Raw genomic sequence first — 11,909 nt, 5'->3', positions numbered from 1 at the left:
ATCAGGCCGCACAACATCACCCACCCACGTAATACCGCTTCACCTCATCAAACTGCATCGCAAACTCGATATAGCTCATCAGCGCGGGCGAATTCAGCTTCCGGCTCGGATAGGCCAGCCAGAGATCGTTACCTTCAACGCGCCATTCCGGCAGCACCTGAACCAACGCCCCCTTTTCGATCTTATCTTCCAGCAGAAATGCGGGTAGCAGCGTGATCCCCGCCCCGGCAATCGCGCATTCGCGGGCGTACACCAGATTATCGGTCATGTGGCCGTTGTCCGGCAGGTAGCGGTAATCCTCACCCTCGCTTCGCAGCAGCCACTCCGACCACGCCCGGTGCGTAATACAGCGGTGCTCCACCAGCTGTCGGGGATGGATTAACGGCTCCCGGCGTGCCAGATAATCCGGCGAGGCCAGCATGTAACGCGGGCAGTGCCCGATCATTCTGCCTATCAGAGATGAGTCCTGCGGCTTGCCGGTGCGCAGCGCCACGTCAAAACCGGACTCGACCAGGTCCACCACGTCGTCAGAGATCGATACATCGAGCGACACGTCAGGATAGCGAAGCTGAAACTCGGCATTCATATGCGCCAGCAGGGTCGCGCCAATCCCCGCCGGACAGGTAATACGCAGCCTGCCGCTGGGGTTTTCACGCAGGCGCTGAATGGCGTACTCCGCCCGCTCGCTGGCCGCCAGCATCTCCCGACAGTGCACCAGATAGTGCTCGCCTGCAAAGGTCAGGCTTATTCTGCGCGTGGTGCGGTTAAGCAGACGGATCCCTACCTGCTGCTCCAGCTGGCTGATCCGCTGGCTGACGCTGGATTTCGGCAGTTCGGCTTTCTGCGCCGCCGCGGTAAAACTGCCCATCTCCGCCACCAGCGCAAACAACGCCATATCCTGCAGCTGTTTAAACATGATTGTTCACCCTGTACGAACGCTGAGTTCATGATTGTCCATCTTATCATGCGGCTGGCCACTTAATAGACTAGCCTCAACAAAACGCATTCCATTGAGGAGCACACCATGTCAGTGAAAGCCATTGCCGTTAACCCAGAAAATCCGTCTACCTTCATTGAAATCACACCGCCAATGCCGACGCCTGGCGAACACGATCTGCTGGTAGAGGTGAAAGCCGTATCGATTAACCCGGTTGATACCAAAGTGCATGCAGGCATCGCCAAAAATGGGCTGAACGAGCCGCGAATTCTGGGGTGGGATGCCAGCGGGGTCGTCAAAGCCGCTGGAGCTGGCGTCACCGGCTTCAAACCAGGTGATGAGGTGTGGTACGCGGGCGACATCACCCGCCCGGGCAGCAATACCACTCATCAGCTGATAGATGCGCGCATTGTCGGCCACAAGCCTGCCAGCCTCGGCTGGGCGGCAGCCGCTGCGCTACCCTTAACTGCGCTCACCGCGTGGGAAGGTCTGTTTGAACGGCTGAATATTCAGGACGCCGAAACGGACAAAACCCTGCTGATCATCGGCGGCGCGGGCGGCGTGGGATCGCTGGCGATCCCGTTTGCGAAGCACAACAGCAAGGTGAAGATTATCGCAACCGCTTCACGAGAAGATTCCGCCCAATGGTGCCGCGATCGCGGTGCTGACGTAGTGGTCAACTACCGCGATCTAAAAGGCGAGCTGGCGAAGCAGGGGCTTACCTTCGTGGATTATATTTTCATCCTCAACGACACCGACGGGCATTGGGATGCGGTCAGCGAACTGATTGCGCCGCAGGGGCATATTTGTTCCATCGTTGAGAATGAACATCCGCTGAACCAGGACAAGCTGAAGTCCAAATCCGCCGCCCTGCACTGGGAGTTTATGTACACCCGCAGCATGTACAAGACGGCTGATATGGCGCGTCAGGGTGAGATCTTAAATGAGGTGGCGAAGCTGGTGGATAACGGCGTGGTGGAAAGCTCGCTCAGCGAAACGCTGCACGGGCTGAGCGTAGAAAGCATTACCGAAGCGCACCGTAAGGTGCTGGAGGGGCATATGCGCGGGAAGGTGGTGGTTGAGTTCTGAGGTATTCCCCCTCACCCCAAAAGGGCGAGGGGGAAGTTATTACCCCTGCTCCCCCATCATCTCCTTCACCAGCTCGACGCAGCGCAGGAAGCGGGTGTCATAATCCGACTCTTCCACATGCACAAACTCAACGTTGTTCTCGTTGAGCATCTCCACCAGCATGGTCTGGAACTCGCGCCTGTCCACCGAGCTGCCCAGGCTGCGCATGCCGTCGGCCACCCACGGGGTGTTGTTTTCCAGCAGGATCACCAGGTCAAAGCGGTATTCGTCAATCAGCGCCTGCACGAACGGGTGCTCGCGCCCCTCGTACTTTTTACAGAACGCCTGCGTGGTGACGAAATCGGTATCAATAAACGCCACTTTGTTAGCGTATTTCACCGCGAAATCAATGTACTGGGCGTGCCCGAGCGCGATTTTATCGTAGTCGGAATACTGCAGTGCCATCTCGTCGCCGCCGAGGTGAGAGAAGACGTAATCGCGTCCATACTCCCACGCGCTGGTGGTGTTGAAGATGTTCGCCAGCTTGTTGACCAGCGTTGATTTACCGCTCGACTCGCCGCCCAGAATAGCCACCGTACGCACGAAGAACGGCTTCACTTCGGTCGGAATATAATCCCAGTAGCGGAACGGGTTCTCGCGGATCTGCGCCCCGCTGATGTTCATAAAGGTGCGTTTAGGATCGATCAGCACGGTTTCAATGCCCAGATGCTCGCGGAACTGCGGCGCGTCGGACTCTTCAGAGGTGTAGATCCAGTTAGGCGCAATGCCCTTCTCTTCCATAAACGCTTTGATGCCGTTGCTCCACACGTCCCAGCCGTGCGGATACGGCTCCATGCCCTCTTCATTAAAGGCATGAATGCGAATGTTTTTCTGGTACTTAAAGGTCTGAAGCAGCCAGCGCAGGCGGTCCGGTACGGTGGGCTGCTGCGACATGGCGCTGTCTTCAAAGAGCTGGCGATCGCGCGTTTCGTCGTAGCCCATGATGATGTGCAGCTCGTCCACCTGGCTACAGGCGCGCTGGATCAGATAGATATGCCCGGTATGCAGCGGATAAAACTTGCCGAACACCACGCCGATGTTCTTTTGCATTCGCGGGAACTCCAGCCCCAGAAAGCGGTGCAGCGCTTCAAGCTTCTGCGCGCTGGGGCTTTTGATTTTGGCGTTCAGCAACTGGCTCAGGTAGCCTTTGGTCATGCCGCTGGCGTCCGCCACCTGCTGCAGCGTGCAGCCCTTCTGGCGGATCGCGGTCTTGATGTAGTCAAATGATGACATAAATTACGGTGCCTCCTGCAAAATCGAATACGTAATTATAAGTCGTCAAAGACATTTAACGCATCTGCGAGTTTCTTAACGCCAAAGACCTGCATCCCTTCCGGGATTTTTTTCGGCACGTTAGCGGCCGGAACGATAGCCCGACGGAAGCCGTGCTTTGCCGCCTCGGAGATACGCTCCTGGCCGCTCGGCACCGGACGGATTTCCCCGGCCAGACCCACTTCACCGAAGACGACCAGATCCTGCGGCAGCGGTCTGTCGCGCAGGCTGGAGACCATCGCCAGCAGCAGCGCCAGATCTGCGCTGGTCTCAGTGACTTTCACCCCGCCAACCACATTGACGAACACATCCTGATCCGCCATCTGCAGCCCGCCGTGACGGTGCAGCACCGCCAGCAGGATCGCCAGGCGGTTCTGCTCCAGACCGACCGCCACGCGCCGCGGGTTACCCATCATCGAGTGATCCACCAGCGCCTGAATTTCAACCAGCAACGGGCGCGTCCCTTCCCACAGCACCATTACCGAACTGCCGGAGGTGATCTCATCGCCGCGGCTCAGGAAGATGGCCGACGGGTTGCTGACCTCGCGCAGCCCCTGCTCGGTCATAGCAAACACGCCCAGCTCATTCACCGCGCCGAAGCGGTTCTTGTGGCTGCGCAGGGTGCGGAAGCGGGAATCCGCGTCGCCGTCGAGCATCACCGAGCAGTCGATACAGTGTTCGAGCACCTTCGGACCCGCCAGAGAGCCATCTTTGGTAACGTGGCCGACCATCACAATCGCCACGCCGCGCGTTTTGGCAAAGCGCGTCAGGTAAGCGGCGGTCTCACGCACCTGCGCCACGCTGCCCGGCGAGGACTGAATGTCCGCCATGTGCATTACCTGGATGGAGTCGATCACCATCAGCTTCGGCTGCTCTTCTTCGGCGATCATGCAGATCTGCTCGATGCTGGTTTCCGACAGCATGTTCAGGTTACCGGTCGGCAGGCCGAGACGGTGAGCACGCATCGCCACCTGCTGGAGGGATTCTTCACCCGTCACGTACAGGGTTTTCATCTGTTCGGCGAGCTTGCAGAGCGTTTGCAGCAGCAGGGTCGATTTCCCCGCCCCCGGGTTACCGCCGATCAGAATCGCGCTGCCCGGCACCACGCCGCCGCCGAGCACGCGGTCAAACTCTTTGAAGCCGGTGGAAAAGCGCGGCAGCGCTTCCAGGCTGATATCAGAAAGCTTTTGCACCTTCGACACGCCTGCATTGCCCGCATAGCCGCTCAGGCGCTCATTGCGGGCCACGCTCGGCGAAGCCGCCACACCACGCACTTCGGTGATGGTGTTCCAGGCATGACAGGCGCTGCATTGCCCCTGCCAGCGCGGATAATCCGCACCACATTCATTACAGACAAATGCGCGTTTTGGAGCTTTCGCCACGGTTTACCTCGTTATTTCTGATTAAGGCTGCCGGAGAGAATGCAGAACACTCCCATCAGGTCAGCGTGACGGATAGTGACTTCCGTCTTTTCATTCACTTTTGGTTTGGCATGGTAGGCAATGCCAAGGCCAGCCACTTTGATCATTGGCAGATCGTTCGCGCCGTCGCCAATGCCGACGGTCTGCTCGACCGGAATCTCATACTTTTCCGCCAGGCGCGTCAGGGTATTGGCTTTGTACTGGGCATCCACAATATCGCCGATCACCTGGCCGGTCAGCTTGCCGTCCATGATTTCCAGCTCGTTAGCGACCACCGTGGTCAGATGCAGTTTCTCACGTAGATAATCCGCAAAGAAGGTAAAGCCACCGGAGGCGATCGCCACTTTCCAGCCGAGGGACTGGAGCTTCAGCACCAGCTGCGTCAGCCCCGGCATCAGCGGCAGCACGTCGCGCACCTGGCGCAAGATGTTAGCATCGGCCCCTTTCAGGGTCGCCACGCGCTGGCGCAGGCTGGCGGTGAAGTCCAGCTCGCCGCGCATCGCACGCTCGGTGACTTCCGCCACCAGCTCACCGCTGCCTGCCAGTTTAGCAATCTCGTCAATACATTCGATCTGAATAGCGGTGGAGTCCATGTCCATCACCAGCAGACCCGGCGTTTTCAGGTGCGGAATTTTGCCGAGAGGCGCTACGTCCAGCCCGGCGTCATGCGCCAGACGCGTGGCGCGCTGCGTCAGGGAACCCGCGAGGCGAATGACCTGGTAATCTTCCACGCACCAGGCGGCAACAATGACCATCGCCGCGCCCAGTTTGGTTTGATACTGGGTCAAGCGTTGCTTATCCAGACCGCGTCCATAGAGGAGCCAGCCGCTACGGCCAGCGTGGTAATCCAGAGGCATCACCTCATCGCCACTTAAAGAGAGCGGCAATCCTGGCCATAAAGAGACATCCGTTGGCAGGTCACACCAGGTAATGTTCGGCATTAAAGCTCCTGTAATTTTGTTCGCGCCGGAAGGTTCCAGAGGGAAAATAACGCATGAGGCTACCCTGTAACCATCACTTCTGGCAACATTAAGCCCTAAATTTTCAGCAGGTGGAATATGGCTCGCGCAAAACTGAAATTCCGGCTTCATCGCGCCGTGATTGTCCTGATCTGTCTCGCACTGTTAGTCGCATTGATGCAAGGGGCATCGTGGTTTAGCCAGAATCATCAGCGGCAGCGCAACCCGCAGTTTGAAGAGCTGGCCCGTACCCTGGCGCGTCAGGTGACGCTCAACGTTGCGCCCCTGATGCGCAATGAAACGCCGGACGATAAGCGGATAGGCCAGGTCTTGCGTCAGCTCACGGAAAACAGCCGCATTCTGGATGCGGGCGTGTACGATGAAAAAGGCGACCTGATTGCCCGCGCCGGTGAGCACGTCGACGTGCGCGACAGGCTGGCGCTGGACGGCAAAAAAGCCGGAGGCTATTTCAACCAGCAGATTGTCGAACCCGTTCAGGGTAAAAATGGCCCGCTGGGGTATCTGCGCCTGACGCTGGATACCCACACCCTGCCAACAGAAGCTAAGCAGGTGGATAACACCACCAATATTCTGCGCCTGATGCTGTTACTCTCGCTGGCGATTGGCGTCGTGCTGGCGCGCACGTTGCTTCAGGGCAAGCGTACCCGCTGGCAGCAGTCGCCGTTCCTGCTGACCGCCAGCAGGTCGGTTCCCGAAGACGAAGAGAGCGAGAAGAAGGAATAGTGATAAAGTAGGCGAAAGATATGGAAAAGGAACTCTGCCATGACGACGTTACGCCTGCTTATCTCTGACTCTCACGATCCCTGGTTTAATCTCGCGGTTGAAGAGTGCATCTTCCGCCAGATGCCCGCCACCCAGCGCGTCCTGTTTCTCTGGCGTAACGCCGATACGGTGGTCATCGGCCGCGCGCAAAACCCGTGGAAAGAGTGCAACACCCGGCGTATGGAAGAGGACAACGTCCGCCTGGCGCGCCGGAGCAGCGGCGGCGGCGCGGTATTTCACGATCTGGGCAATACCTGCTTTACCTTTATGGCGGGAAAACCGGAGTACGACAAAACCATCTCAACGTCCATCGTCCTCAACGCGCTCAATGCGCTCGGCGTGACGGCTGAAGCTTCGGGGCGAAACGATCTCGTGGTCAAAACGCCCGAGGGCGACCGCAAGGTCTCCGGCTCCGCCTATCGCGAAACGCTGGATCGCGGATTCCACCACGGCACCCTGCTGCTGAACGCCGATCTCAGCCGTCTGGCAAACTACCTGAATCCTGACAAGAAAAAGCTTCAGGCTAAGGGCATCACCTCCGTGCGCGGACGCGTGGCGAATCTGGTGGAGCTGCTGGCGGGGATTACGCACGAGCAGATTTGCGACGCGATTCGTGAAGCGTTCTTTGAACATTACGGCGAGCGCGTGGATGCGGAAGTGATTTCGCCGGATAAGACCCCGGATCTGCCCAACTTCGCCGAAACCTTTGCACGCCAGAGCAGCTGGGAATGGAACTTCGGCCAGGCCCCGGCGTTTTCACACCTGCTGGACGAACGTTTTACCTGGGGCGGCGTGGAGCTGCACTTTGACGTGGAGAAAGGCCACATTACCCGTACGCAGGTGTTTACGGACAGCCTCAACCCGGCACCGCTGGAAGCGCTGGCGGCCCGCTTGCAGGGCTGTTTGTATCGGGCGGATATGCTGCAGCAGGAGTGCGACGCGTTAATGGGGGATTTCCCGGAGCAGGAACAAGAGTTGCGGGACTTATCGGCATGGATTGCGCAGGCAGTACGCTAGTAAAAAAGCCCGCTGGCGCTGCGCTTAGCGGGCCTGGAAAACCGTAGGCCGGGTCAGGCGAAGCCGCCACCCGGCACAACAGCTCTTACTCTTTATCGCCCAGCAGAACGGATTCCAGCGCGATTTTGATCATGTCGTTGAAGGTGGTCTGACGCTCGGCAGCGGTGGTCTGCTCGTGGGTACGGATGTGGTCAGACACGGTGCAGATGGTCAGCGCTTTCGCACCAAACTCAGCCGCCACGCCGTAGATACCGGCCGCTTCCATTTCCACGCCCAGGATGCCGTATTTTTCCATCACGTCGAACATGTCGCCTTCTGGCGAGTAGAACAGATCGGCAGAGAACAGGTTGCCCACGCGTGCGTCAACGCCCAGTGCTTTTGCCGCGTCAACCGCGTTACGCACCATGTCAAAGTCAGCGATTGCCGCAAAGTCATGATCCTTAAAGCGGATGCGGTTAACTTTAGAGTCGGTACACGCGCCCATGCCGATCACCACGTCACGCAGCTTAACGTCCATACGCACCGCACCGCAGGAGCCTACGCGGATGATTTTCTTCACGCCGAAATCGGTGATCAGCTCTTTGGTGTAGATGGAGCAGGACGGGATACCCATGCCGTGGCCCATAACGGATATTTTGCGGCCTTTATAGGTACCGGTGAAGCCCAGCATGCCGCGAACGTTGTTCACTTCACGCACGTCTTCGAGGAAGGTTTCTGCAATGTGCTTCGCGCGCAGCGGGTCGCCCGGCATCAATACGACGTCAGCGAAATCACCCATTTCTGCATTAATGTGAGGAGTTGCCATCTTCAGTTCCTTTTACATTGTTTATTCTTTTCACCCTCTCCCTGTGGGAGAGGGCCGGGGTGAGGGCATCAGACCGCACCCAACATGATTTAGAACATGGCTTTACCATATTCCATGTCAGACGTACCAAAGTATTTCGCCAGGGTCTGGCCGATGTCCGCGAAGGTTTCACGGTGACCCAGCGAGCCCGGCTTCACTTTCGGGCCGTACACCAGTACCGGAATGTGCTCACGGGTGTGGTCGGTACCGGTCCAGGTTGGGTCACAGCCGTGGTCTGCGGTCAGGATCAGAATGTCATCTCCCCCCACCAGCTCCATCAGCTCCGGCAGACGGCGGTCAAACAGCTCCAGGCCCGCAGCATAACCGGCTACATCGCGACGGTGGCCCCAGGAGGAGTCGAAGTCCACGAAGTTGGTGAAGACAATGGTCTTATCGCCTGCTTCTTTCATCTCTTTGATAGTGGCATCGAACAGCGCATCCAGACCGGTCGCTTTCACTTTTTTGGTGATACCGCAGTTGGCGTAGATATCCGCTATTTTGCCCACGGACACCACGTGACCGCCCTTCTCGTCGACCAGCTTCTGCAGCACGGTTGGCGCCGGTGGCTCAACGGCCAGGTCATGACGGTTACCGGTACGCTGGAAGTTACCCGCTTTGTCGCCGATAAACGGACGCGCGATTACGCGGCCAATGTTGTAGCCGCCTTCGGTCAGCTCTTCACGGGCGATTTCGCACAGCTCGTAGAGTTTATCCAGGCCAAACGTCTCTTCGTGGCAGGCAATCTGGAACACGGAGTCAGCAGAGGTGTAGAAAATCGGCTTGCCGGTTTTCATGTGCTCTTCGCCGAGCTGATCCAGAATCACGGTGCCGGAAGAGTGGCAGTTACCGAGGTAGCCCGGCAGGTTGGCACGCTTCACCAGCTTATCGAGCAGCTCCTGCGGGAAGCTGTTCTCGTGATCGAAGAAGTAGCCCCAGTCAAACAGCACCGGCACACCGGCGATTTCCCAGTGACCGGACGGGGTATCTTTCCCGGAAGAGAGCTCGTGCGCCCAGGCGTAGGCGCCCACCACTTCCGCGTTGCCGTCCATACCGGCTGCGATTTTACCGGTAGAGCCTTCATGCGCTTTTACCAGCCCGAGGCGGGTCAGATTAGGTAGAGTCAGAGGGCCTTTACGACCGTTGTCCGCTTCGCCTTTTGCACAGGCTTCCGCGATGTGACCCATGGTATCGGAACCCACGTCACCAAAACGTTCTGCATCTTCGGTTGCACCGATGCCGAATGAGTCCAGCACCATAATAAATGCACGTTTCATAATTGTTCTCCGTACTTAGTGCTTCATAAAAATGCGATCAGATCAGTATACCGCTATTCGGTGATACGACGATAGACCGTCGGTGTGGTTTCCGGTGCTTTATCGTCAAGAGATATTGCCGCTTTCACCGCTTTCGCCGCGTCCTGCCAGCTGGCTTCGTCTTTCGCGTGGATCACCGCCAGCGGACGTTGGCCGTCGACGCTGTCGCCCAGACGGGCCATATCGGTAAAGCCGACGCTGTAATCAATGGTGTCCGATGCCTGACGACGACCACCGCCCATAGATACAACAGCCATGCCAAGCGCGCGGGTGTCCATGGCGGAGACAAAACCTTCGCCATCCGCATAAACAGCTTTGCTGAGCATCGCGGTCGGCAGGTATTTCGCGTAGTTTTCGACGAAATCGGTCGGGCCTTTCTGCGCCGCCACCATGCGGCCAAAGATCTCCGCCGCTTTGCCGTTGTCCAGCACCGCCTGAAGCTTCGCGCGGGCTTCCGCGTCGTCTTTGGCCAGCTTGCCGGAGATGAGCATCTCAACGCACAGCGCCATGGTGACGTCGAACAGGCGCGGGTTACGGTATTCGCCTGTGAGGAACTGCACGGCTTCGCGGACTTCAACCGCGTTACCGGCGCTGGAGGCCAGCACCTGGTTCATGTCGGTCAGCAGCGCGGTGGTGCGCACGCCCGCGCCGTTGGAGACGCCAACGATCGCTTCGGCAAGCTGAGCAGAGAGTTCATAGGTCGGCATAAACGCGCCGCTGCCCACCTTCACGTCCATCACCAGCGCGTCCAGCCCTTCCGCCAGTTTTTTGGCGAGGATAGAGGCGGTGATCAGCGGGATGGAGTCTACGGTGGCGGTAATATCACGCGTCGCGTAAAAACGCTTGTCTGCCGGAGCAAGAGAGCTGGTCTGGCCGATAATCGCCACGCCAACGTCTTTAATAATATCGCGGAAGCGATTGTCATCCGGGAAGATATCGAAGCCCGGAATGGCTTCCAGTTTGTCGAGCGTGCCGCCGGTGTGGCCCAGGCCGCGCCCGGAGATCATGGGAACGTAACCGCCGCAGGCTGCCACCATAGGGCCGAGCATCAGCGAAGTCACGTCGCCCACGCCGCCGGTGGAGTGTTTGTCCACAATCGGGCCGTTGAGGTTGAGGCTTTTCCAGTCCAGAACGGTTCCTGAATCTCGCATCGCCATGGTCAGCGACACGCGCTCAGGCATCGACATATCGTGGAAGAAAATGGTCATCGCCAGGGCCGCAATCTGCCCTTCTGAGACGGTGTTGTCACGAATGCCGTTGATGAAGAAGCGAATTTCTTCGTCGCTTAAAGCAAGACCATCACGTTTTTTACGAATAATTTCTTGTGCGAGAAACACGGTAACCTCCATGCGGAATCGGGTGAATGGCGGCGGGTACGCTTACCCGCCCTGCGATCCTGTAGGCCGGATAAGCGAAGCGCCATCCGGCATTGTCTGGCAATCAGTAGCTGCTTGCGCTTTTACCGTCGCCGTGACCCAGCGCCTTCAGCAGGCTTGCCAGCAGGCTGGACGCGCCGAAGCGGTAGTGGCGGGAGTCAGCCCACTCAGCGCCAAACAGTTCGTCGGCAATCGCCAGGAACTGCTGCGCGTCTTCCGCGGTACGTACGCCGCCCGCAGGTTTGAAGCCCACGGTTTTGGACACGCCCATATCGCGGATAACTTCCATCATGATGCGCGCGCTTTCCGGGGTCGCATTAACCGGCACTTTACCGGTAGAGGTTTTAATGAAATCCGCACCGGCTTTGATGGAGATTTCTGACGCCTTACGAATCAGGGCCTCTTCTTTCAGCTCACCGGTTTCGATGATCACTTTCAGCAGCACGTTTGCCGCCGCACACGCGTCTTTACAGGCTTTCACCAGGTCAAAACCGACCTGCTCGTTGCCGGCAATCAGCGCGCGGTACGGGAACACCACGTCAACTTCGTCTGCGCCGTAGGCAATTGCCGCGCGGGTTTCCGCCAGCGCAATCTCAATGTCGTCATTGCCGTGCGGGAAGTTAGTCACGGTTGCAATGCGCACGTCCGGCGTGCCCTGCTCTTTCAGCGTTTTGCGCGCAATCGGGATAAAGCGCGGGTAGATACAGACGGCGGCGGTGTTACCCACTGGCGTTTTTGCCTGATGGCACAGGGCGATGACTTTTTCATTGGTGTCGTCATCGTTCAGGGTGGTCAGGTCCATCAGCTTCAACGCGCGCAGGCTGCTTGCAGTTAAATCGGTCATAACATTCTCCAACGG

11 protein-coding genes are annotated in these 11,909 nt (G+C 58.3%); 3 read left to right on the top strand and 8 right to left on the bottom strand.

The genetic code is table 11. From position 1 onward, the window contains the following. Positions 1 to 16: 16 nt before the first annotated feature. A complete protein-coding gene (locus ACTJI7_RS13710) occupies positions 17 to 916 on the bottom strand; it encodes a LysR family transcriptional regulator (protein ID WP_047367295.1) in 900 nt (299 codons plus the stop codon). A 108-nt stretch (positions 917 to 1,024) separates the two neighbouring features. On the opposite strand from ACTJI7_RS13710, the gene ACTJI7_RS13705 reads away from it, so the two are divergent. Then, positions 1,025 to 2,026, top strand: coding sequence for a zinc-binding alcohol dehydrogenase family protein (locus tag ACTJI7_RS13705; protein WP_192978895.1), 1,002 nt, complete (start codon positions 1,025 to 1,027; stop codon positions 2,024 to 2,026). A gap of 39 nt (positions 2,027 to 2,065) precedes the next feature. Here ACTJI7_RS13705 and nadR read toward each other — a convergent pair whose 3' ends face one another. Genes nadR through serB form a run of 3 tightly spaced genes read right to left on the bottom strand, consistent with a single transcriptional unit; the run spans position 2,066 to position 5,699 of the window. Next, positions 2,066 to 3,298: a multifunctional transcriptional regulator/nicotinamide-nucleotide adenylyltransferase/ribosylnicotinamide kinase NadR gene (gene nadR / locus ACTJI7_RS13700; RefSeq protein WP_003856522.1), complete on the bottom strand. Its 1,233-nt coding sequence runs from the start codon at positions 3,296 to 3,298 to the stop codon at positions 2,066 to 2,068. 35 nt (positions 3,299 to 3,333) lie between these two features. Then, positions 3,334 to 4,719, bottom strand: coding sequence for a DNA repair protein RadA (radA, locus tag ACTJI7_RS13695; RefSeq protein WP_003856523.1), 1,386 nt, complete (start codon positions 4,717 to 4,719; stop codon positions 3,334 to 3,336). 11 nt (positions 4,720 to 4,730) lie between these two features. Continuing rightward, positions 4,731 to 5,699 carry a phosphoserine phosphatase gene (serB, locus tag ACTJI7_RS13690; RefSeq protein ID WP_028015444.1) on the bottom strand — a complete coding sequence of 323 codons (969 nt, stop codon included), beginning with the start codon at positions 5,697 to 5,699 and terminating at the stop codon, positions 4,731 to 4,733. 117 nt (positions 5,700 to 5,816) lie between these two features. Here serB and ACTJI7_RS13685 point away from each other — a divergent pair, with 117 nt between their 5' ends. Further along, the gene (locus ACTJI7_RS13685) at positions 5,817 to 6,461 is read left to right on the top strand and encodes a YtjB family periplasmic protein (RefSeq protein WP_028015443.1); all 645 of its coding nucleotides are present in this window, start codon (positions 5,817 to 5,819) and stop codon (positions 6,459 to 6,461) included. A 39-nt stretch (positions 6,462 to 6,500) separates the two neighbouring features. After that, on the top strand, positions 6,501 to 7,517 hold the full coding sequence (lplA, locus tag ACTJI7_RS13680) for a lipoate--protein ligase LplA (protein WP_047367292.1): 1,017 nt from the start codon (positions 6,501 to 6,503) through the stop codon (positions 7,515 to 7,517). 85 nt (positions 7,518 to 7,602) lie between these two features. On the opposite strand, the gene deoD is transcribed toward lplA, so the two are convergent. From deoD to deoC, 4 genes are all read right to left on the bottom strand, one after another. After that, a complete protein-coding gene (gene deoD / locus ACTJI7_RS13675; RefSeq protein WP_003856538.1) occupies positions 7,603 to 8,322 on the bottom strand; it encodes a purine-nucleoside phosphorylase in 720 nt (239 codons plus the stop codon). Positions 8,323 to 8,411: 89 nt separating this feature from the next. Further along, positions 8,412 to 9,635, bottom strand: coding sequence for a phosphopentomutase (gene deoB, locus ACTJI7_RS13670; RefSeq protein WP_440670615.1), 1,224 nt, complete (start codon positions 9,633 to 9,635; stop codon positions 8,412 to 8,414). Positions 9,636 to 9,688: 53 nt separating this feature from the next. Next, on the bottom strand, positions 9,689 to 11,011 hold the full coding sequence (deoA, locus tag ACTJI7_RS13665) for a thymidine phosphorylase (protein WP_041911290.1): 1,323 nt from the start codon (positions 11,009 to 11,011) through the stop codon (positions 9,689 to 9,691). Between the two features lie 103 nt (positions 11,012 to 11,114). Continuing rightward, positions 11,115 to 11,894, bottom strand: a complete 780-nt coding sequence (gene deoC / locus ACTJI7_RS13660; protein ID WP_032644972.1) for a deoxyribose-phosphate aldolase — start codon at positions 11,892 to 11,894, stop codon at positions 11,115 to 11,117. Positions 11,895 to 11,909: the final 15 nt, after the last annotated feature.

Origin of the sequence: Enterobacter sp. 22499, from assembly GCF_052044815.1 — a bacterium.
Taxonomy (GTDB): domain Bacteria; phylum Pseudomonadota; class Gammaproteobacteria; order Enterobacterales; family Enterobacteriaceae; genus Enterobacter; species Enterobacter bugandensis.
Note: the sequence above shows the minus strand (reverse complement) of the source record. Positions and strands in the feature narration are given on the sequence as shown.